We start from the raw sequence: 21,341 nt of genomic DNA on the forward strand, positions 1-21,341 counted from the left end.
CCGTGACAACCAACTCTGCGGCACTCAGGAGAGTTGACATCGATCCCGGCCCCGTGCGCCGCATACACCTGAGGAGCCCGCGCCTCTCGGACAGCGGTGTTGAGGGTTCTGCCTATGCCACGGCCTGCAACTCCTCCTACTCGGCGTGGACTTCCGCGGGAGTCCTGTAGCCGAGTCCGGAGAGGAGGCGCTTTCGATTGTAGAACATCTCGATGTAGCGGACGATAGCCCGGTGGGCGTGTGCGCGTGTCGGGAACGTAGTTCGGTGCACGAGCTCGTTTTTGAGGGCACCGAAAAATGATTCGGCCATCGCATTGTCCCAGCAGACACCGGTGCGGCCGACCGACGCTCGCAGACCCAACGAACTGAGCTGGCAACGAAGTTCCCGAGACGTGTATTGACTGCCGCGATCGGAATGAAATCCACCCGCCGAAGCAGGAAGTGCTCGGCTGCACAGGCTCGTTCGGCCGGGCGGAAGACAGCGCGGGCCGAATCGGCACCCTCCACGTGCGGGATCGCGAGTGGAGTCGGGGGCTTGCCATGTCCGCCGACAGAGCCGCACTCATCGAGTGCGGCTCTGTGGATTGTGGATTACAGCAGCTCAGCTGATCGTGATGTCGTCGATGTAGCCGCGGTAAGCGCCGGTGCGCTTGCTCTCGTAGCTGACCAGGATGCGGCTGATCTGTTTGCCTTTGTGGTCGTCGAGGGTGACCGTGACCTGGTTCCAGGTGTCGAGGGTGAGCGCTGTGCACTGCTCGGCGGGCTCTATCCGGTGGCCCCTCTGGTCCCAGGAATTCCAGCTGTCGCGCAAGGTCGTGTCATCGGTGAACACCAGGTCCACGGTGACACAGGCGCTGTTGGTCTTCCCCTGAAAGGTCGTGCCTTCGCCCTGCGGGTAGATCCAGTATCTGAGAGTCTTTCTGTCGGCATAGGTGGTGCCGATGGCTAGCGGGCTGCTGCTGAGGTCGTAGACCTTCATGTAGGCGTGGGTGCCGTCGCTTGTAGAGAGTCCGGAGTACATGAGCGCGCCGGTGCCTGTGTGGGATCTTTCGCCGATGCGCACGCCTGCCTCGGGGTGGCCACCGACGTTGAAGCCATGAACGTTGACGCTCCGGCTTCCGTCGGCGTCGTCGGGCGTGTCGGTCCAGGTCGGTGCCGGGTCGCTCGGCTCGAAGCCGGAGCTGAAACTGCTGATCGTGGCCGGCTTGTACGGCGGGGCCGGAGGATCGGGCTGGATGAAACGCTGGTTGTCATAGCCCGCGTGGCAGTCGTACCACCCGACCGCCGCTCCGTCCTGCCGGCTGTCGCCGGTGATGTCCAGACACCCGGTCCTGCTCTGAAGTACGTACCAGGTGCTGATTGTGCCGTCGGCGTTGAGGTTCCACGTATCGGCGTATCTGCAGTCTACAAGCTCTACCGGAGCCGATGCCCGGTTGAAGAAACCTGCAGAGATCCAGCGGGCATCCAGGCACTGCGTGCCGCGACCTCCATTGACCTCGATATGCCGGTTCGCGGAATTGTGCGTGAACTTCTGTCCGGCCGACCCGTCGCAGGCCTTTATGACGACCTGTACGCCCGCGCGGCCGCTGTCCGGCGCGTCCAGGCATTTGCCGGTTTTCGGGTTCACCAGCGGCAGCGGCTGGTCGGTGATCCGGGTGGTGAGGTTGGGGTCGCCCGAACGCTTCACCCGTACGCCTTGCACCGACTTAAGCACATTTCCTGAGGGGTCGGTCTGCACGAGCCTGCCACTCGGCCCCAGGACGACGACGTCCTTGAGCTTGGCCACGTCGGCCGCGGGCGCCGACCGCACGCCGGAAGAAACGAGGCCTTGGAAGGCGGTGAGGCTGCCGCTGTCGAGCGCCGGGTTGTCGGATGCGTCAATCACCACCCGGACCGGCAAACGGGTCTTATCAGCGTAGACTCCCACCTTCTCCCCGATCTTCGCCTTGATGCCGCTCCTGACGGCATCGTCGGTTTTCTGCCCCGACATGCGGACGGCGTCTCCGACGAAGGTCTCGTCGGCGGCTCCGTAGTCCGGCGTCAGTCCGTTGACCGGCTTGCCCGGCTTGAAATCGGCGATCCCGGCCTCGAACATCCGCTTGGCCGCGATCGCCTCCCTTACGTTGTCGAGGTTTCCCTTGGGCAGGTAGGTCATCTCCATGCCCTGCTTATTGGGCGCAGAGAACTCCTTCTGGAGGTTGCCGAACTTCACCATGGCATCGGCCGCGGGCTTGGTGGGAGATGCGAGGGAGTCCGCGAACTCGCCGACCAGCCGCGTGTACTTGTCGGCAGCCCCCGGAACGCTGCCGATCTTCCCGGCGGGGCCGAGCAGCTGCTTGATGGCCTTGTTGTTCTTGCCGAGCTGCCCGTTGTCCGACTTGACCTCGGCCAACACCTCGTCATGCCAGCTGGAGTTCCAGATGTCGCTGTGGGCCGCGCTCATTGCTGTCGCGTCGCCGTCGAACGATCCGACCTCCGCGGAATTGGGCACCGGGCCCTCGGCGGAGGCATCCGAGATGCCTGCGGCTTCCTGAAGCAGGTCGTCGGCCGCCGACTGGATCTCGTCGATGAGCACCTCGTCCGTCACAGTGCCGTCGACCGCCGATTGCGGGTCCGGGGCCAGGGCTTGCAGGTCCTGCGCCAGGGCTCCTGCATGCCTTCGCGCAGCATCCACCGCGGGCTGCACCTCCTCCCCGGTCAGGCCCGGACCCGCGGCGGCTTCGTCCAGGAGGCTGACGGCTTCATTGATCTCCCCCAACGCTCGCGTCGAGGCGGCCTCCACCGCGGGAAATGCCCTCACCGGCGAAGTCGGGCGCGGCAGGACCGGCCGCGACAGGCTCGCGCCGCGGAACGCGGTACTGAACGTTCCCCCCCGCACCTGCCCCGCAGGACTAAGAGAGGCAAGAGTGGTGAACCAATCGAAGACCTTTAGGAAAGTTGCCGTCTTCGGATTGTTCGCTTCCCATCTCGCCCATTGCTCCGGCCCCCAACCGCAACCGGACTTCGGGCACTGGGCCGCCGAGGCCGTAGCCCCGCCCGGCAGGGCAGGCGGAACGATCGCGAGAGTGCTCCCTATCGCGAGCGCCGCCACGGCGCTGGCGAACCGTCTTCTGAATACGACGTGTGGAGTCGTTGTCATGGATGATTCACGCTTCTACTCGGGGCCGACTTGGCGCAGCCAGAAGGCCAGTCCGAAACGGAGTGGAGCCGTGAAGAAGCGGATCAGTTCATATCGGACGATCCGCTACTGGAACTCTGGACCCCTGATGGCGGGACGAACAGCGTAAAATTACCTGCACCATTACCGGCTTTTCCGTCAATGTCATTGCCTGAGCGCGGCAAGCATTTCCTGGTGACATTCCAGTAGCGCGGTCGCCGTACTCAGCACGCTCCGCGTTCACAAGGAGCTGTCGAAATCCGACGCCGTCAAGGCGCAGGCCGGGGCGGCGGCCCCACGCCCGGGTACCGCAGTTGATGTAGCGGGATGGTCCGTGGAGTTGGGGGTTGACGTGCGGAAACGCGCCGTCGGCTGGTGGGACGGCGTGTATCTAGGGCTGGTGGTTCGTGCTGGTCAGCGGCTCGCGGGCGCGAGCTGGCAGATCCGTGGCGGTGGGTCGAGCTTGAGGGTGTTCAGCAGGTCGCGTTGGGGCTTGGTGATCTCGGTGCGCTGCTGGAAGGTGCCAGCGGGGCCGGTGAAGGTGCCGAGCTTGATGCGGTCGAGTTCGTGGCGCAGTGTCGGCCAGGTCTGCCCGGTCTGGGTCTCGGCGATGCGGGCCAGGAGCAGGGCGAGCCAGCAGAGCAGGGCGTGAGCGCGGATGCGTTCCTCCTTGCGGTGGAACACCGGCCGCAGGTCGATGACCTGCTTCATGTCCCGCCAGCCGCGTTCGACTTCGAGGAGCTGCTTGTAACCGAGCGCGATGTCCTCGGTGGTCATCTTGGGGTCGGAGGTGCGCAGCAGGTACTTGCCGTCCAGGTTCTCCTCGGCCTTGATCTTCGCGGCGTCGATGCGCAGCAGCCCGCCGGGCGTGACGCGCAGGTAGCGGTTGAGTCCGGGCTTTGGTGGAGATCACCCCGCGCAGCTGGACCCGCTGGGCAGGTGTGAGCTTGTCGGTGTTGTCGATCAGGTCGGTGAGGTGGGCGACGAGGCGGTCCCTGGTCTTGGCGTCGCGGTGGGCGGCGTCGGGGTTGAAGCAGATGACGAACCGCTCGTCCTCGCGGATGCGGGCCTCCTTGACTCTCAGGTTGTCGCGGACGTCCTGGTAACGGCCCTGGCGGGCCAGTGCCTCGGTGGCCTCGGCAGAGCCGGAGCGGCGTTTCTCGCCGATGATGTAGTGGTGGTCGCCCGTGCGCAGGTGGTGGCGGTTGCGTTCGGAGGCGAAGCCGCGGTCGGCGACCCACACGATCCTGGAGAGTGTCCAGTCGCGCATGTCGTCCTTGACCTGCCGGATCAGCGCCGAGTCGCTGGTGCAGCCGGGCCAGGACCATATCCTCACCGGGATGCCGGTGCGGGTGACGGCCATCCCGATCACGACCTGCGGCAGGTCGTCGCGGTGGTCCTTCGACTTGCCGAACGACCGGAACCCCCGCACCTGGTGCTCGTCACTCGCCTCGTCCTCGGCGACGGGCGGGCCCCGTTCGTCCCGGGGGACGGCCTCGTCGGCGTCCTCGGTCTCGAAGTAGGTGGAGGTGGTGTCGAAGAACAGCAGGTCGACCTCCAGGTTGAGGAGGTTGGCGACTTGGTGGAACACCTCTTCCTCGAGCGTGGCGGAGATCTCGATCAGCCAGTCCATCGCCCGGTGGAAGGCGTGGGGCACCGACAGGGGTTACTGGCGGTGATCTTCTTCGGTGCTGGCTCGCCGACCCCTCGATGCCCAGCTGTCGAGCCTGGGCAGCCAGACAGATCCAATGAGAGGCCGCATCCGGGCCCATACGCTCTGTGATGTCGTCATGCCGCACGGGCCACCAGGACACGGTGACAATCCGTCGCCTGCGTCGGGGACCGTCACACTGGAGAAATCGGACGGAAGGCAGGGGTGGAGATGGACGGACAGCCGCACGGGACAGACAGCAGACGCCCTGATCCCGCGACCGTTCGTTTACGGGCAGCCACCCGAGCCTTGCGGCTGCATCTTGACGGCCTGCCTGCGGTGTTCCACTTCGACGGGGCGGGCGACCAGTTCCTGGCCGAGTCGGCGTTCCCTTTCCCTCGGTGGCGCTACGCATGTGCGGACTCACTGCTCGGCTCGGAAGCTGCGTGCGCCACGAGGCCGGGCATTCGGGCCGATACGCAGTGGGTGGCCCAGCGGCAGCGCCGCCCGCTGCGGGCAATCGAGGCGTTCGCAGACGCCGCAGCAGGATCGAGGAGCGGACCTTGCCGCTGAGGAACGCTGAGGCACCCTGCCAGCACCTGCCCGGCGGGGGCCTCAGCGACCATCACGTGTCACGTTGCTGTCACCACCGTCGACGCACCTGGGAGCAGTTCCGGGTCAGGGAGTCGCGGTCGAGACCACAAACACCATGGGTGCGGACGGATCGGTCAGATCCACGGCGATGTCCTGGTTGGGACGCGGATCGCGCTGCTTGTGCGCGGTTCCGGCCCACGCCGCCTCGGACCGGAAGACCCAGCCGACGGTGTCCGCGTCGCGCGCGCCGATGGTGACCTCGCCGGTCCTCAGCCGCGCACGACTGGTACCGACGTCGTTGAGGAACGCGTCGAGCCCGCCGGCGGTGGTACGGAACTTGACGTACAGCCGGCTCGACTTCCAGTTGCTGGTCTCGTAGTAGGCGACCTCGGTGGAACGGGCCGGGATCGGCACCTCGAAGACTCGGCGCTTCATCTTGGACGGCCAGCTCTCGCGCAGCCCGGTCGCCGACGACTCGGCCTCCTTGTCCCGGCCGCTGTCCCTGCTCTGCTCCGCGGAGATCACCAGGTAGCCGGCGGGAATGCCGATGAGCAGCACGATGACGACCGCGGTCAGCACACGGCGCCAGATCATGTGCCGCCGATCCTCGGGGGGACGCACGCTCTCCTCTACGGGCGGGGTCTGTCGGTGCAGGGTCTTCACTCGGGGTCCTGGGGGGTGGGGCGGGCACTGTCGCCGGTTTCGCCGATCCCTCCGGCGCTGCGGAGGACCTGGGCGTAGCGCTCGAATCTCTCGTACCGCTCGACACGGCGCCGTTTGGCGCGCCGGAACCGGCGGGCGACGAGCCGCGCGAGGTCGGCCGCGCCGACCATACCCGCCTCGGGGCCGAGCTGGGCCTTGGCGATCCGGGCCTCGGGCCGGTAGCCGCGGCCGGTGAGGTGGCGCCGGAAGGCGTCCCGGGCAGGCCCGATGAGCAGGTCGTCGGCGGCGCTGACGCCGCCGCCGATGACGAAGCACGACGGGTCGAGGGCGGCCGCGAGATTGGCGATGCCGACGCCGAGCCACTGCCCGATGTCCTGGAGGAGCTCGACGCACATGGCGTCGCCCTCCCGGGCCAGCTCCGTGATCAGCGGGCCGGTGATGTCGGGGATGTTGCCCTTGACCCGCTCGATGATGTTGTAGGCGACCGGCGAGTCCGCGGCTGCCAGCTCGCGTGCCTCGCGGACCAGGGCGTTGCCGGAGCTGTACTGCTCCCAGCAGCCGCGGTTGCCGCACGGGCAGCGGTGTCCCCCGGGCACGACCTGCATGTGGCCGAACTCGCCGGCGACGCCGTACTTGCCGCGCTTGACCCGGCCGTCCTCCAGGATCGCGCCGCCGATGCCGGTGCCGAGCGTGATCATGACGAGATGGTCCTCGCCTCGGCCGGCGCCGAAGCGCCACTCGGCCCAGGCGGCGGTGTTGGCGTCGTTGTCGACCATGACCGGGACGGCGAGGCGGTTCTGCAGCGAGTCCCGCAGCGGCTCGTTGCGCCAGGCCAGGTGGGGGGCGAAGAGCACCTTGGAGCGGTCGGCGTCCACCCAGCCGGCCGCGCCGATGCCGACGGCGTGCACGTCGTGCCGGTCGGACAGGTCGAGGACCAGCTCCACGATGGTGTCCTCGACGACCTTGGGGCTCTTGGACTTGTCCGGGGTCTCGGTGCGGACCTTCTCCAGGATGATCCCGTCGGCGTCGACGACACCGGCCATCACCTTGGTGCCGCCGATGTCGATGCCCACGGTGGGGACGCGGGGCGCGGTGAGGTGCGAGCGCCGCTCCCGGGTGCCGACGGTCCGCAGGACGGTGGCGCGGGCGGAGCCCCGGTGGGCGAAGTCGCGGTACGTGCTCAAAGCGTCCCTGCGGGTCGTGGGGGCGGGTCCGGGGGCACCGGAGGCGGGCGGCGCCCGCCGTGCCCGATTGTGCCATCCGGGGGCCGCCCCGGCCCTGAGCGCTCGCGGCGCGGACCGCCCGCCCTGCCGCCGGGCGCGGGGCGGGAGGCGTGTCGGCCGGTGCGGGAGGCGTGCGTGATGTCACACCACGGGCACCGGACGTGACCGCCCGGCTCCGTCGACCGCGCCCGCCGGAGCCCCGGCCGCCCCCGTCGTTCCCCGGACCCGTGGAGTCCCCTGGCCGTGATGCCGCGCCCCGGCCCGCGGAAGCTCCGTCCCGCTCAGTCGCTCCCCGGTCAGAGCGGCCGTCCTGCGCCTCCCCCGATGCCCTGGCGGTCGGGGGTCAGCGCGGCGGCACGGCGGACCGGGTCGGGGTACTTGCGGTCGACCGCCTCGTCGAGGAGCCGCAGCTCGGTGCGTACCGCCGTCCGGTGCCCCTCGGGCAGTCCGGCGTCCATGAGTCCGTCGAACAGCGCCCGCAGTCGCCGGCAGATCTGCAGGGAGCCGGCGCCGTACTCGCGGATCTCCGTGACCGCGAGCTGCAGGAAGTCCTCCCAGGAGCGGCCGGGGACCTCGAGCCGGGGCACTCCGCGGGCGTCGTGGAGGGTGTAGCGCCCGCTGAGTTCCGCACGGCCGATGGTGTGCAGGAACGCCTCGATGTGGTTCAGGACCTGCACCGCCGTGGTGGGGTCGTTCACCGCCGGGGACAGCGCCCTGATGGCGATGTCCACCAGGATGCGCAGCCCGAAGGCGGGATCCTGCTCGATCGTCCGTTCGACCCCGAGCGCGACCAGCCCGGTCAGCTCACGGGGCGGGGGCGGCGAGGCGCCGTGCAGCACGAACAGCGTCGCGCCGGGCGGTACGAAGTCGCCCACCGGGTGGGTGAGCACCACGAAGCAGTCGTGGCGTTCGGCGAGGGCCGCCAGCCGCTCCGGGTGGAATCCCTGGAGCGCCCCGCCCGTGGCACAGGGCACCGACGTCACCGGGCCTTCGGGAGGTGGCCTCGCCGCGTCCGCCGCCCGCAGGGTGCCGCGCGCGGCGAGCAGCGTCCCCCGGTCGAGCACCCGCCGTCCGGCCCGTGCGACCAGTGCCGCGATGGCGACGGGCCGCAGGTTGTGGATGAAGCGGTTCAGGTACATGAGCAGCAGCACCAGGCTGACGGCGACCGCCGCCCCCGCGAGCGTCACGCCGATGTCCGGCACGAAGTCCGTCTCGATGCTGCGCAGCAGCGAGAAGGAGAAGGCGAACGTCCCGGAGAAGGTCGCGAGCACGGCCTTCTGGAGCCGGTCCCGGTACCAGAGCCGCATGTAGCGCGGTGACAGCGTCCCGGTGGCCTGCTGGACCACGAGGATGCCGATGGTCACGACGAAGCCGAGCAGGGCGACCATCGCGCCGACGATGGAGCTGAGGACGCTGCTGGCGGTGGAGGTGGAGTACCGCCACTCCTGCGGCACCCGGACGGCTCCGTCGAGCGCCACGGCGGCGTCCGCGAGCAGCGAGCCGAGGACGATCCCGATCAGCGGCGCGATCCAGAGGCTGGCCATGACGTACTGGCGCAGCGCGAACGCCGTCGCCCAGGACAGGGGCGCACGGGCGCGGCGGCTGGTCTCCCGGTGCGCGGTTGTCGCCTCCACGCTGGAGCCCTTCCCCCGCACTCCGGCTACTCCTCCCGAAAAGCCCGGAATGCTCCTATTGCCTAAGCTGATGGGGCGGCATCCGTTCGCGACCCAGGGCGAAAGGGGCTCGGGATGGGCGACTACCCCCTCATCGAGGACCACGGGCTGATCGGTGACCTGCAGACCGCCGCACTGGTCAGCACGCAGGGCACGATCGACTGGTACTGCACCCCGCGGTTCGACTCGCCGAGCATCTTCGGCTCGCTGCTGGACAGCGAGAAGGGCGGGTACTTCAAGGTCGCTCCCGTGGACCGGACGTACGCCACCAAACAGCTGTACCTCCCCGACACCGCGGTCCTGGTCACCCGCTTCATGACCGAGGCGGGCGCGGGCGAGGTCGTCGACTTCATGCCGGTCACGGGCTCCACCGCGACCCAGCGGCACCGCCTGGTGCGGCTGCTGCGATGCGTCCGCGGCAGCCTCACCTTCAAGGTCGACATCGTTCCGCGGTTCGACTACGGCCGCTCCGCGCACAAGCTGCACTACACCGAGCGCGGGGCGGTGTTCGTCGCCGACGACCTGGAACTGACCGTCCACGCGGTCCGCGAACCGGGGGACGTCCGGCTGGCTCCGCTCGACCTGGGCGACAACGACATGCACTTCACCCTCACCCTGGAGGCCGGGCAGGAGCGCGGGGTGGTGCTGGAGACCTTCGCCGACGGCCCGCCGCGGCACGTCCACCACGCCGAGTTCATGCAGCTCTTCGACGACACCGTGCGGTTCTGGCGCGACTGGCTCAGCCAGTCCCGCTACTCGGGCCGCTGGCGGGAGGCGGTCGAACGGTCGGCCATCACGCTGAAGCTGATGACGTACGCCCCGAGCGGGGCGATCGTGGCGGCACCGACGGCCGGGCTCCCCGAGCAACTCGGCGGCGAGCGGAACTGGGACTACCGGTTCACCTGGATCCGCGACGCGTCGTTCTCCGTGTACGCCCTGCTGGGCCTCGGCTTCACCGACGAGGCCCAGGCCTTCATCGGCTGGCTGCGCGACCGCGTCCACGAGAAGGCGGGTCGCGACGGCGACTCGGGACCGCTGAACATCATGTACCGGGTCGACGGCTCCTCCGACCTGGAGGAGGAGATCCTCGACGACTGGGAGGGCTACGAGGGCTCCAGCCCCGTCCGGATCGGGAACGGCGCCGCGTCCCAGCTCCAGCTCGACATCTACGGCGAGGCGCTGGACAGCATCTTCTTCGCGCACGAGCGGGGCATCCAGCTCGACCACCGCGGCTGGACCTCCCTGCGCACGCTCCTCGACTGGCTCAGCGACCACTGGGACCAGCCCGACGAGGGGCTCTGGGAGACCCGGGGCGGGCGCAAGGACTTCACGTACGGACGTCTGATGTCGTGGGTCGCCTTCGACCGGGCGCTGCGGCTGGCGGCGGCGAGCGGCCGGCCCGCGTCGCTCGCTCGCTGGGCCGGTGAGCGGGACAAGCTGTACGACCAGGTCCTCACCCGCGGCTGGAACCACCAGCGGCAGGCGTTCGTGCAGCACTACGACAGCGACGTGCTCGACTCGTCGCTCGTACGGATGTCGACGGTGGGGTTCATCACCCCCGACGACCCGATGTGGACCTCCACGCTCGACGCCATGGACCGCGAACTGGTGAACGACAGCCTCGTCTACCGGTACAACCCCGAGGCATCCCCCGACGGTCTGGCCGGCTCCGAGGGCACCTTCTCGCTGTGCACGTTCATGTACGTCGACGCGCTGGCGCGGGCGGGCAGGCTGAACCAGTCGAGGCTCGTGCTGGAGAAGATGCTCACATACGCCAACCACCTCGGCCTGTACTCCGAGGAGATCGCCCTGACCGGACGTCAGCTGGGCAACTTCCCGCAGGCGTTCACCCATCTTGCGTTCATCGACACGGCGATCACTCTGGACCGGGAGCTCAACCGGGTGCGGGGGGAGGCCCGCACCCGGACCGCCCCGGCGGAGAGCAATCTCTGAACGGCCCCGCCTTCACCGGCCCCCGGCGGGCGAGCCCTTCGCGGGCCGTCCGTCCGGGCCGGGCCCCAGCAGCACGACCCGGTCGCCCGGGCCCGGCCGCGCGGGCCGTTCCTCGGTGACCGGGTCCATACGGCCGTCGGCCCGCAGGACGAACAGCGCGTCGTGACCGGGCGGCGGGGGTTCGCCCTGCGCCCCCACCGTGAACCGGGCGCCCCGCGCGTGGCGGGCCGCCAGCACGTCCCGCCCGAGGCCCGGGCCGAAGAGCACGTCCGGGCCGGTACGGGTCGCGACCGCGTTCGTACCGTCCGCCGGCGGGCCGACCCGGTGGACCGGTCCGTCGACGCTGTCCTGTGCGACGACGGAGACGAGCGCGTTGAAGTCGTCGTCGTCGGTGAGCAGGAGTACGGCGGTGACGTCCTCGAGGCGCCCGGAGGGGTCGGTGGCCGCGGCCAGGAGATCCCCCGGGGCCTGCGCGATCCCGGCCTGCCGGACGCGCTGCCGCTGTTCCTCCGTCGCGGTCCACATCGCGACGTCCAGCCCGGCGGACTGCAGGCACCGGGCCAGTTCGACGGACCAGGGCCGCCCGCCCACCAGCAGCGGCCGGGCGCGGGCCGAGCGGTTGATGCCCAGCGCGGCGGCGACCGGTGCCGCGGTCAGCCCGTAGACCAGGACGGTCCCCACGATCACCAGGAACGTGACCGGAAGGATCTTGTCCGTGCCGGAAAGCCCCGCGTCGGCCAGGGTGGCGGCGAAGGCGGAGGCCGTGGACGCCGCGACGATCCCGCGCGGCGCCATCCAGGCGATGAACGCCCGCTCCCCGTTCGGCAGTCCGCGCCCATGGGTGGAGAGCCAGGCGACCAGCGGCCGGACCACCAGGACGAGCGCGCCGATCAGGCCGAGCGTGGGCAGCAGGACGGGACGGACGGACGCCGGGGTCACCCCGGCCGAGATGGTCACGAACAGCAACCCGATGATGAGCTGCACCAGGGTCTCGAAGAAGGGGCGCCGGGCCGGCATACCCAGGCCGGGGAGGTTGGCGACGGCGAGCCCGGCGACGACCGCGGCGATCAGCCCCGTGTCGTCGCGCACGACGTCGCAGCCCGCCGACACCGCGACCACCGTGGCGAGCTGGCCCAGCGTGCCCAGCGTCTCGCCGAGCCGGAGCCGGTGGAGGAGGAACCACAGCACAGCGGCACCCACCACGCCGCCCGCCAGCCCGACCAGCCAGCTGAGCAGGAACTCGCCCGGGTGGAAGCCCCGTCCGAACCGGAAGTCGCCCGCGAGCAGCGAGTGCAGGACCAGCGCGCCGAGGATGGCCCCGACGGGGTCGACCAGCGTCCCCTCCCAGACCAGGATGCGCCGCACCCCGTCCGGAGGCCGCACATGGTCGAGCAGCGGCCCCACCACCGTCGGCCCGGAGACGACGAGAACCGCGCCCAGCAGTACGGCCACGGGGAAGGGGATGCCGAACAGCGCGGGGGCGAGCGCCATCACGGACGCCCAGGTGGCCAGGACGCCGAGGAGAAGGAGCCGGCGCACCACCGAGCGGGTGGCGCCTCGAAGCTGGCGCAGCCGCAGGCCCAGCCCGGCGTCGTAGAGGATCACCGCGACGGACAGCGAGACGATGGACGAGAAGTTCTCCGGTGCCAGCTTGTCCGGGTGGACGACGTCGGTGAGGGCGCCGGCCGTGAAGCCGGCGGGCAGCAGCAGGATCAGCGCCGGGATGCGCAGCCTGCTCGCGACGATCTGGGAGCCGACCGCGAGCAGCAGGGTCAGGGCGATGCCCAGGAGGAACTGGTCGGGAGGGAGCACGAGCGGCCGTCACTCGCTCCCGGCGGGCCCGGCGCCCCCGCCCGTTCGGAGATCGGACTCGGAGAGGGACTCCAGCTCCGCGTGGGTGTCGAGCCAGTAGAGCAGCACGAGCGCCGGCCCGACGAGGAGCACCGCGACGAGGGTGACGACCAGCAGCCACACCAGCGTCGAGGGGGCGCCCGCCGCGTCCTCGACGGTCAGGGAGGTCGGGATGAGGTAGGGGCGCTGGGCGACGCCCCAGGCCGTGACGGAAGCGGCGACCACGCCCACGGCGGTGAACCGGGACCAGCGGGTGTGTCCCCGCAGGAGCATCACCGCCGTCGCCGCCGTGCAGACCACGGCCACGAGGGCGAGCACGAGCCCGGCTCCCCGGGTGAGCCCGCTCCACAGGTGGGGGGCGTCGCTCGGGACGACGAAGAGCGCGGCCACTCCGAGCAGTGCGGCGACGGTCAGGCAGGCCAGCGCCCGGCGCCGGAAGTAGCCGACGAGATCGGGGGCGTCCCAGCGCTCGGCGTCGCAGGAGAGGAACACCGCGCCGAGGAAGGCGGTTCCGGTCACCGTGAGCAGCCCGAAGAAGAAGGACGTCGGGTTGGCCCAGGCGTCCGCCGACGCGGTGGTGCCGGGCGCGACCCGACCGGAGGCGATGCCGCCGACGGCGGCGCCGAGGAAGTACGGGGTGAGCAGCGAGGAGACGGCGAACATCGCCCCGTACAGCCGCCGCCCGGCCACCCGCTTGATGGGCTTGCGCAGCGCGAAGCCGGCGCCGCGCAGGACCAGGCCGACCGCGGCGAGGGCCAGCGGCAGCCACATCGACGAGAACACCGTCTGGAACAGCACCGGGAATCCGGTCCACATGATGACGAGGACGAAGATCAGCCAGACGTTGTTGACCTCCCACACCGGTGCCATGGCGTGGTCGATCAGCCACCGCGGCCGCTTGCCCCGCTCCGCGCCGCCCGCGGTGAGGTCCCAGAATCCGGCGCCGTAGTCGGTGCCGCCGGCGCAGGCGTAGGCGGCGACGGCGAGCAGCAGCACCAGGGCGACGATGCCCGCGGTCGTCATGGCGTACCGTCCTGCCCTGCCCGGGCCCCGGTGCCGGCGGCCGCGCCCGGCACGTCGTCGCGAGGGCCGTAGGGCGTCCCGGTCTCCGGCCTCTCGGCCGGGGGGCCCGTCCCCGCCGCCGCGTCCGCGAGCCGCCAGCGGGTGCGCATCTTGAGCAGCACCGCGAGGAAAGAGCCGAAGATGAAGACGTACACGACGATCACGACGCCGAACATGATCCAGAGGCTGGAGGACCGGGTCGCCGTGACCGCCTCGGCGACCCGCATGTTCTGGTACACGATCCAGGGCTGCCGCCCCACCTCGGTGGTGATCCAGCCGCACTCGACCGCGATGACGGAGGCGACTCCGGCACAGGCGGCGCTGCGGTAGAACCACCGGGACTCCGGTAGCCGTTCGGCCGCGGGCCGCTTCCGTCTGCGCCACACCACCCACGCGTACCAGAGCACGAGGAGGATCATCAGCGAGCCGATGACGACCATGATGTCGAAGGCCCAGTGGGCGATCGTGGCCTGGGTGGGGTTGGGCCGGTCGGAGGCGGGCACGGAGGTGAGGCCGGTGACCTGGGTGTCGGGCCGGAACCCGGCCAGGATGGAGTCGAGTTGGGGGATCTTGATGCCGCCGGTGACGGTGCCGTCCGGGTGCAGCCGGCCGAAGATGTACTCGGGCACATGGGTGTCGGTCTCCCAGACCAGTTCCATCGCGGCGAACTTCACCGGCTGCTTGTGGAACACGGAGCGGGCGATGGAGTCGCCGAGCACGAACTGGACGGGGGTGAAGACCGCCGCGACGGTGAACGGGACCGCGAACCCGAGCCGGTGGTAGCGGTCCCTGCGGCCCTTCAGGATCCCCACGGCGTAGACCCCGGCGACGACGTACCCGGCCGTCAGGAACATCGCCACGACGAAGTGCCAGTACTGCGGCCCGAACATCGGCGTGAAGATCGCCTTCCAGACGTCGACGTCCACGGGGTTGCCCGCGGAGTCGAGCCGGAAGCCGCGGGGCGTGTTCATCCAGGAGTTGGCCGCCAGGATGCCGAACGCCCCCAGGAGGGCGGTGGCCGGCAGCGGCACCCCGAGGAGGAAGTGCGTCCGCGCGGGCAGCCGCCGCCATCCGTAGAGGTAGATGGCGATGAGGACGGCCTCCAGGAAGAACGCCCATGCCTCCACGCCGAACCCGATGCCGAAGACGTCGCCCCAGCGGCCCATGAGCCCCGGCCAGAGCAGCCCGAACTCGAAGGAGAGCACGGTGCCGGTGACGACGCCGACGGCGAACTGGACGGCCATGACGGCCGACCACCGCCGGGCGAGCAGCAGCGCGGTGGGGTCGTTCCGGCGCAGTCCGCGGTAGTGCATGATCAGTGTGATCAGCGGCAGCGCCACTCCCATGGGCACCAGGATGATGTGGGAGGCGAGTGTGAACGCCATCAGTTCCCGGGCCGGGAGCAGTTGGGCGGGTGCCTCCGCGAGCAGCAGGTGCGCCCCGGCCGGCAGGAGTACCGGATTGTGCATGTGTGCCTTCGGTCGTCGGAACCCTTCGGATCGGTCGCGGCGTCAGCCGCCGGTCGCGAACCCGGGGAAGAGGGTCATGCCTCCGTCGACGTACAGCGTGGTGCCCACCACGTAGTCCATGAGGTCGGAGGCGAGGACGGCGACGGCGTTCGCGATGTCGTCGGGCTCCCCGACACGGGCGTACGGGATGAGGGTGAGCAGGTCCCGTTCGGCGTCGGGTGTGTCCCAGGCGTCGGTGTTGATCGGGGTCTTGATGGCGCCCGGCGCGACCGCGTTGACCCGGATCTTCTTCGGCGCGAGCTCCTGGGCCAGGGTCTCCATCATCATCTGCACGCCGCCCTTGGAGGAGGCGTAGTTGACGTGGCCGGCCCAGGGGATGACCTGGTGGACCGAACTCATGCAGACGATCTTCCCGGCGGCGCGCGACACCTCGGGGACGACACCGCGCCGCAGGAACTCCTTGACCGCCTCCCGGGCGCACAGGAACTGGCCGGTGAGGTTGACGTCGATGACCTTCTGCCACTGGGCGAGCGTCATGTCGGTGAGCGCGGCGTCCCGCTGGAGGCCGGCGTTGGCGACGAGGATGTCGATGGTGCCGAACTCCTCGACCATCCGCCGCGTCATCGCGACGACCTGCTCCTCGTCGGAGACGTCGGCCTCGTGGGCGTAGGCGCGGACCCCTGCGGCGGTGATCTCCTTGACGACCGCGTCGGCGGCCTCCTGGCCGGCCACGAAGTTGACGACGACGTCGGCGCCGGCCCGGCCGAGCGCGATCGCCGTCGCCTTCCCGATGCCCGAGTTGGCGCCGGTGACCAGTGCCTTCTGGCCCTTCAGCAGTTGCGGAACCGGGTGCGGTGCTGCTCCGGCCTGGGAATTCACGATGCCTCCTGGGACGTGCCTGCCTGCGACCCGGGGCCGGGGCGGCGCCGGACGGAACCCGCGCGCAACGGAACCACCGGCGCGTGCCGACGGGCGGGCAGCGCACGGCCATGTGGGCCGTTGGGTGGCCGATGTTCGCCCGGTCGGCTCAGCCTCGGAGGCGCTCGGCCAGATGGTCCCCGACCCGCAGGGCGTTGGCGATGGCGGTGAGCGACGGGTTCACCGCGCCGATGCTCGGGAAGAAGCTCGTGTCGACGACGTAGAGGTTGTCGAGGTCGTGGGCCTTGCAGTTGACGTCGAGGGCGGAGCTCGTCGGGTCGTTGCCGAAGCGGACGGTGCCGGCCTGGTGGGCGGTCGCCCCGATGGGCATGCCCTTGTGCAGGTAGATGCTGTGCGGCAGCAGATGGTGCTCGTGCATCCCGAGCCGGCCGAGCATGCCCTGCAGTTTGTGGCGGAGCCGGTCGAGCGCGGCGATGTTGTTTTTCTCGTCGAGCGCGAGGTGGATGCCGCCGTCCCGGTCGAGGGTGACGCGGTTGTCGGGGTGGGGCAGATCCTCGCCGCACAGCCAGAAGTCGACGGCATGATGGGCCAGTACCTCGAAGGGCATCCCGGGGGTCACGGCGCCTGCCCAGCGCGGTGCCTCGCCGTGGATCTGCTCGGCGTCGGACTTGCCGAGCATCTGGATGCCGCCGAGGGGGTACTCCCAGTCGTCCGCGCCCAGGTACCAGTCGTGCAGGGCGAGAGTCTTCTGGAAGCGGGTGTCGTTGGGTTCCTTCGACACCGCCATCAGCGCCATGTTGTTGTGCCGCATGTAGTGACGGCCCACCACGCCCGAGCTGTTGGCGAGCCCGTCCGGGTGCCGGTCGCCGGCCGAGGCCAGCAGCAGGGCCGCGGTGTTGACGGCGCCGCAGGCGACGGCGACGAGGTGGGAGGAGAACCGGGCCTCGGTTCCGTCGGCGAGCTCCGCGACGACCGTGGTGACGCTGCGGCCCGTGGCGTCGGTCTCCAGCCTGGTCACCCGGGCTTCGGTGATCAGGTCCACGTTGGGGTGCTCCAGTGCGGGCTCCACGCAGATGACCTGGGCGTCGGACTTACCGCGCACCAGGCAGGGGAAGCCGTCGACCCGGTCGCAGCGGATGCAGACGCTGGCGTGGGTGGCCCGGCCTTCGCGGTCCTGGACGAGGTCGACCCCGATGGGCAGGTGGAAGGGGTGCAGCCCCAGCTTCTCCAGGTCGTCGCTCAACCGCTGGATCCGCGGCTCGTGCGCGACGGGCGGGTGGAGGTACTGGCCGCTCACCACGCCCTCGGTGGGGTCCTCGCCGTGGTTGCCGTGCACGAGGTAGAGGTGCTCGGCCTGGGTGTAGTACGGCTCCAGGTCCTCGTAGCTCAGCGGCCACGCCGGGGAAACGCCGCCGTGGTGGCGCAGTACGCCGAAGTCCTCCGGACGCAGCCGGAAGAGGGCCGCTCCGTAGAACTTGGTGTTGCCGCCGACGTAGTAGTTGACCTCCGGCGGGAAGGTGTTCCCGTGTTTGTCGTACCAGAACTCGGGCGCGCGGTACTTGCCCTTGACGAAGACGGCGGTGGAGTCCCAGTTGTCGCGTTCCCGGGGGAGGTAGCCGCCGCGTTCCAGCAGGAGGACGCGGTGCCCCGTGGGGGCGAGGCGATGGGCGAGAGTGCCCCCGCCGGCTCCGGAGCCGATGACGATGACGTCGTAGTGCGGGGTTTCGGTCATGGCAGCCACCGTTCTCGAGGGTCCGGGCCCGGGACCGGGGTTCCGGCCCGGGTGCGGGGGTTTCGGGGTCGGGGACGGGGATCGGCGTCGGGGGTCGGGGCCTGCCGCGGTCCGGGGGCCGGGTTCGCTGCGGCATGGGCACGGGACGGGGATTCACAGGACGGCGACCGGGTTGACGGGCGAGCCGGTGGCCCGCGGCAGCCGCAGCGGCGCGACCGCGCAGAGGAAACTCCAGCGGCCCTCCCGCTCGCAGACCGGAGCCAGCTCCTCGAACCACAGATAGTCCATGAGGTGCATCCCCAGGGCGTGGACGGTCAGGACATGGACGGGGAACCCGATCCCCGCCACGGCACTCGGCGCGGCGTCGTTGTTGCCGTCGCCGCCGAGCATCGCGACGCGCCGGTCGACGAGGAACTCGACGGCGTCCGGGTGGAGTCCGGCGCGTGCCTCCGCGGTGTTCCAGGGACCGAGGTCCCTGCGTCTGAGCCGGTGGCCCACGCGGACCAGCAGCACGTCCCCGGGTCCGGTGTGCACCCCCTGGGCGGCCTCGGCCGCTGCCAGGTCGGCGGCGGTGACCTGGTCCCCCGGCTCCAGCCAGGGCACTCCCCGAAGCCGGGGGATGTCCAGGAGCACCCCGCGGCCCACGACGCCGTCGCGTACGACGTCGACGGTGAGCTCGGTGGCGCCTTCCGGGGTCACGCTGCCGGCCGGCACGCCGTTGTACAGGGTTCCGTCGAACAGCACGTGGCACAGCGCGTCGAGATGGCTGTCGACGTCACCGTGCACGTTCATCGCGAAGCGGTCGCGGGCGAAGTCCAGCCCGGTGGACGGCCGTCGGCCGGGTTCGGGTGCCGTCATCACGTGGCGGGCGGGCTCCGGATTGTCGGGGCCGGGCCGGGTGTCCACCGGCGCGCCGAGCGAGACCGTCCGCCCGGTCATGACCTCGCGGGTCGCCGCCACCACCCGGGCCGGGGTGAGATGGCCCAGCGTGCCGCGCCGGTCGTCCGGGCCGCGCCGCGTCCGCTCGCGGACCCGCTCGCAGAGGGTCCGGAACGCCTCGGCGCTCATGCTCCCGCTCACGGCGCCCCCCGGGCCGCGCCGGCCGCGGCCGGCGGAGCCGACTCCGGGGGCGGTGCCCCGTGGGCCCCCGGCAGCAGTTCGGTGGTGATGATCGCGACCACCGCCGCCAGGATCACCACGGGCGTCATGGAGATGCTGCCGAGCAGCAGGGCCACGAGCACCACGCTGCTGACGGGCAGCCGCAGGGCGGCGCCGGCCGAGGCGGCCATGCCGGCGGCCATGCCCGGGATCACGCCGAGACCGGGCAGCGGCGCCAGCAGGACGCCGGTCGCGGCCCCCAGGAACAGCGCCGGGAAGATGGGACCGCCGCGGAGACTGCCCAGGCACAGCGCGTACGCGAGACCCTTGAAGGCGAGGACGGCGACGAGTGCCCCGATCCCCCAGGAGGCCGGGTCGGACGCCAGTTGCACCATGGTGCGCTGGCCGGACGAGGCGACGTCGGCCGGCGTCCGGCCGGTGATCCCGGTGTAGAGGGCCGCGCAGACGCCCGCGCCCAGGGCGCAGAGGACGGTGAAGGGCACGGGCCGGGTGCGGACGAGACCGGCCGCCAGCCTTCCCCCGACCTGGATCCCGTGCACCAGCACTCCGACTACCACGCCGATGAGCAGGGTCCAGCCCACGTCCCCGGCGTCGAGATGCGGGAAGTTCCCGGACAGCGGCAGCCGGAGGCTGCCCGTCTGCAGTCCGGTCCAGCGGCCGAAGCCGGTGAACACCAGCGAGCCGACGCCGCTCGACAGCAGCGCCGGGAGCATGATCGCGACCAGCCGGGGACCGCCCACCCCGATGATCTCCATCAGCAGTACGGCGGCGATCACCGGGTTGCCGAGCACCACGGCGATGGCCGCCCCGGCACCGGCGGCACCCAGCAGTGCCGTGTTCTGGGACGTCGCGTTGCCGCGGGCGAGGTTGCGGAACAGCAGCGCGAGACCACCGCCGAGGGCGATGAGCGGTGCCTCGGGGCCGAGGGTCGCGCCGAGCGGCAGACTCGCGGTGGCGGCGATGACCACGCCGGGCAGGGCCCTGGCCGAGGCACCGCCGGGTTGGAGGCCGTAGGCGGGGACGTGGCCGCCCGCGCCGGGCAGCCGGGTCACGACCAGCCCGACGATCAGCCCCGCGATCGGCAGCAGCACCAGCGGCCACCACCACGGCGGGACCGGGCTGCCGAAGAGCGCCTGCGGCACGTCGTCCCACATCAGGTGCTCGAGCTGGTGCAGCGCCACGAGGAACCAGAAGGCGATCAGCGAGATCGGGATCCCGATGAGCGCGGAGAACAGCAGAACCCGGCGGTAGGAGGCGCTGAGCAGAAGACCGCGCAGCACGTCGGGCTCCGGCCGGGGGCTTCCGGGCGCGGCGTTCTCCCGCTCCGGCCCGGCCTGCGGCTGCGTCATCGGCGGCGGCCCTCAGCCGAGGACCTTCTGCTTCTCGGCCGCGAACTCCTGCTCGGTGAGCAGGCCCTGGGCCTTGAGCTCGCCGAGTTCCTTGAGCCTGTCGATCTTCCGGCCCATGTCGTCGTCGGGCGGCATCGGCGGGGGTGCGGCCTCCTGGGACGTGCCCGGGGCCGCCCCGGCCGGGGCCGGGGCCTGGGCCTGCTGTTGCTGCTGCTGTTGCTGCTGCTGTTGCTGGTCCTGCTGTGCCCAACGGCCCGACTGCCGGCGCGACACTCGGTTGGACACCGCCGTGGCGGTGCCGGCGATGGCGGCGGTGCGGACCACGCTGCGGATGAGGCGGGGCATGTCGTCCTCCCGTTCGGGTGAGGCGAGGTCTCCGGTGAGTGACGGCGGCGGACGCCGCGGCGGGCTGCCCGGGGGGCCGGACGAGTCCTCCGTGGCCGCCCGGCGCTCAGGCCGCCGAGGTCCCGGGGCCGGACACGCCCTCGGCCTCGTCCAGTGCGGAGAGCAGGGCCTGGACGGGAATCCGCCCTCCCGCCACCAGCTGCGCCCCGCTGCGCCGCATGGCGCGGGCGAGCGGTGCGGCCCAGGTGTTCTCGTACACGAGAACGGCGGCGGAGTTGCCCGGCTCGACGGCCGCGGCGGCCTCTTCCACGTCGTCCTGGCCGAGCAGGCCGGAGGACGCTCCTTCGAAGACGGTCAGGTCGAGGGTGCCGTCGCCGTCCAGGTCGGCGAGTGCCAGGGCCGTGACGGTGCCGTCGGCGTCCTTGCGCACGAACAGCAGGTCGAGAATGCGGATGATCTTCCGGTCGACGAGGTCGACGAGCAGCGGAAGACCCTCGCCCGTCATGCGGTTGCCGGGGAATTCCACCACCAGGTAGTCGACGGGTCCCATTTCTTCGAAGTCATCACTCATGACCACTCCTTGCGGGCGCATCAGCGGTCCGGGGCGGCTCGCCTGCCGAA

The 21,341-nt window shown here is 70.8% G+C and carries 15 protein-coding genes and 2 pseudogenes; 1 reads left to right on the forward strand and 16 read right to left on the reverse strand.

Annotation, left to right across the window (positions count from 1 at the left end; all coding sequences use genetic code 11):
• Positions 1-136: 136 nt before the first annotated feature.
• The 7 genes and pseudogenes from AB0J10_RS12450 to AB0J10_RS12480 all read right to left on the reverse strand — a co-directional run.
• Positions 137-355: pseudogene (locus tag AB0J10_RS12450) on the reverse strand (integrase core domain-containing protein); the annotation flags it as partial.
• A 246-nt stretch (positions 356-601) separates the two neighbouring features.
• Positions 602-3,091, reverse strand: coding sequence for a ricin-type beta-trefoil lectin domain protein (locus tag AB0J10_RS12455; protein ID WP_363060635.1), 2,490 nt, complete (start codon positions 3,089-3,091; stop codon positions 602-604).
• Positions 3,092-3,571: 480 nt separating this feature from the next.
• Positions 3,572-3,934: a hypothetical protein gene (locus AB0J10_RS12460; protein WP_363060971.1), complete on the reverse strand. Its 363-nt coding sequence runs from the start codon at positions 3,932-3,934 to the stop codon at positions 3,572-3,574.
• Between the two features lie 112 nt (positions 3,935-4,046).
• Positions 4,047-4,790: pseudogene (locus tag AB0J10_RS12465) on the reverse strand (transposase); the annotation flags it as partial.
• Positions 4,791-5,486: 696 nt separating this feature from the next.
• Positions 5,487-5,996 carry a hypothetical protein gene (locus AB0J10_RS12470; protein WP_363060637.1) on the reverse strand — a complete coding sequence of 170 codons (510 nt, stop codon included), beginning with the start codon at positions 5,994-5,996 and terminating at the stop codon, positions 5,487-5,489.
• 65 nt (positions 5,997-6,061) lie between these two features.
• Complete coding sequence (locus tag AB0J10_RS12475; protein ID WP_363060639.1) at positions 6,062-7,249, reverse strand: ROK family glucokinase; 1,188 nt, start codon at positions 7,247-7,249, stop codon at positions 6,062-6,064.
• Positions 7,250-7,584: 335 nt separating this feature from the next.
• Positions 7,585-8,922 (reverse strand): DUF2254 domain-containing protein, encoded by a 1,338-nt coding sequence (locus AB0J10_RS12480; protein ID WP_363060641.1) that lies wholly within the window; start codon positions 8,920-8,922, stop codon positions 7,585-7,587.
• A gap of 114 nt (positions 8,923-9,036) precedes the next feature.
• On the opposite strand from AB0J10_RS12480, the gene AB0J10_RS12485 reads away from it, so the two are divergent.
• Positions 9,037-10,914 carry a glycoside hydrolase family 15 protein gene (locus AB0J10_RS12485; RefSeq protein WP_363060643.1) on the forward strand — a complete coding sequence of 626 codons (1,878 nt, stop codon included), beginning with the start codon at positions 9,037-9,039 and terminating at the stop codon, positions 10,912-10,914.
• A gap of 12 nt (positions 10,915-10,926) precedes the next feature.
• On the opposite strand, the gene AB0J10_RS12490 is transcribed toward AB0J10_RS12485, so the two are convergent.
• The 9 genes from AB0J10_RS12490 to AB0J10_RS12530 all read right to left on the reverse strand — a co-directional run bounded on the left by AB0J10_RS12490 (position 10,927) and on the right by AB0J10_RS12530 (position 21,291).
• Positions 10,927-12,726, reverse strand: coding sequence for a cation:proton antiporter (locus tag AB0J10_RS12490; protein ID WP_363060645.1), 1,800 nt, complete (start codon positions 12,724-12,726; stop codon positions 10,927-10,929).
• A 9-nt stretch (positions 12,727-12,735) separates the two neighbouring features.
• Positions 12,736-13,788, reverse strand: a complete 1,053-nt coding sequence (locus AB0J10_RS12495; protein WP_363060647.1) for a cytochrome d ubiquinol oxidase subunit II — start codon at positions 13,786-13,788, stop codon at positions 12,736-12,738.
• Entirely contained in the window at positions 13,785-15,296 is a 1,512-nt protein-coding gene (locus AB0J10_RS12500; protein ID WP_363060649.1) for a cytochrome ubiquinol oxidase subunit I, read from the reverse strand. The genes AB0J10_RS12495 and AB0J10_RS12500 overlap by 4 nt, the downstream gene beginning before the upstream one ends.
• Positions 15,297-15,338: 42 nt before the next feature.
• The gene (locus AB0J10_RS12505; RefSeq protein ID WP_363060947.1) at positions 15,339-16,133 is read right to left on the reverse strand and encodes an SDR family oxidoreductase; all 795 of its coding nucleotides are present in this window, start codon (positions 16,131-16,133) and stop codon (positions 15,339-15,341) included.
• A 190-nt stretch (positions 16,134-16,323) separates the two neighbouring features.
• Positions 16,324-17,907 carry a GMC family oxidoreductase gene (locus tag AB0J10_RS12510; protein WP_363060651.1) on the reverse strand — a complete coding sequence of 528 codons (1,584 nt, stop codon included), beginning with the start codon at positions 17,905-17,907 and terminating at the stop codon, positions 16,324-16,326.
• Positions 17,908-18,060: 153 nt separating this feature from the next.
• Positions 18,061-18,975 (reverse strand): cyclase family protein, encoded by a 915-nt coding sequence (locus AB0J10_RS12515; RefSeq protein WP_363060653.1) that lies wholly within the window; start codon positions 18,973-18,975, stop codon positions 18,061-18,063.
• Positions 18,976-18,983: 8 nt separating this feature from the next.
• On the reverse strand, positions 18,984-20,375 hold the full coding sequence (locus AB0J10_RS12520; RefSeq protein WP_363060655.1) for a chloride channel protein: 1,392 nt from the start codon (positions 20,373-20,375) through the stop codon (positions 18,984-18,986).
• 12 nt (positions 20,376-20,387) lie between these two features.
• Positions 20,388-20,720, reverse strand: a complete 333-nt coding sequence (locus AB0J10_RS12525; RefSeq protein ID WP_363060657.1) for an SHOCT domain-containing protein — start codon at positions 20,718-20,720, stop codon at positions 20,388-20,390.
• A gap of 106 nt (positions 20,721-20,826) precedes the next feature.
• Positions 20,827-21,291, reverse strand: a complete 465-nt coding sequence (locus AB0J10_RS12530; protein WP_363060659.1) for a DUF6325 family protein — start codon at positions 21,289-21,291, stop codon at positions 20,827-20,829.
• Positions 21,292-21,341: the final 50 nt, after the last annotated feature.

It is taken from the genome of Streptomyces sp. NPDC049887, from assembly GCF_040656535.1.
GTDB lineage: Bacteria > Actinomycetota > Actinomycetes > Streptomycetales > Streptomycetaceae > Streptomyces.

What these genes read in the sequence shown, in the direction of transcription:
- AB0J10_RS12460 (WP_363060971.1), bottom strand. Translation starts at nt 3,934, where the DNA reads ATGACCACCGAGGACATCGCGCTCGGTTACAAGCAGCTCCTCGAAGTC.
- AB0J10_RS12470 (WP_363060637.1), bottom strand. Translation starts at nt 5,996, where the DNA reads ATGATCTGGCGCCGTGTGCTGACCGCGGTCGTCATCGTGCTGCTCATC.
- AB0J10_RS12485 (WP_363060643.1), top strand. Translation starts at nt 9,037, where the DNA reads ATGGGCGACTACCCCCTCATCGAGGACCACGGGCTGATCGGTGACCTG.
- AB0J10_RS12495 (WP_363060647.1), bottom strand. Translation starts at nt 13,788, where the DNA reads ATGACGACCGCGGGCATCGTCGCCCTGGTGCTGCTGCTCGCCGTCGCC.
- AB0J10_RS12500 (WP_363060649.1), bottom strand. Translation starts at nt 15,296, where the DNA reads ATGCACAATCCGGTACTCCTGCCGGCCGGGGCGCACCTGCTGCTCGCG.
- AB0J10_RS12510 (WP_363060651.1), bottom strand. Translation starts at nt 17,907, where the DNA reads ATGACCGAAACCCCGCACTACGACGTCATCGTCATCGGCTCCGGAGCC.
- AB0J10_RS12515 (WP_363060653.1), bottom strand. Translation starts at nt 18,975, where the DNA reads ATGAGCGCCGAGGCGTTCCGGACCCTCTGCGAGCGGGTCCGCGAGCGG.
- AB0J10_RS12520 (WP_363060655.1), bottom strand. Translation starts at nt 20,375, where the DNA reads ATGACGCAGCCGCAGGCCGGGCCGGAGCGGGAGAACGCCGCGCCCGGA.
- AB0J10_RS12525 (WP_363060657.1), bottom strand. Translation starts at nt 20,720, where the DNA reads ATGCCCCGCCTCATCCGCAGCGTGGTCCGCACCGCCGCCATCGCCGGC.
- AB0J10_RS12530 (WP_363060659.1), bottom strand. Translation starts at nt 21,291, where the DNA reads ATGAGTGATGACTTCGAAGAAATGGGACCCGTCGACTACCTGGTGGTG.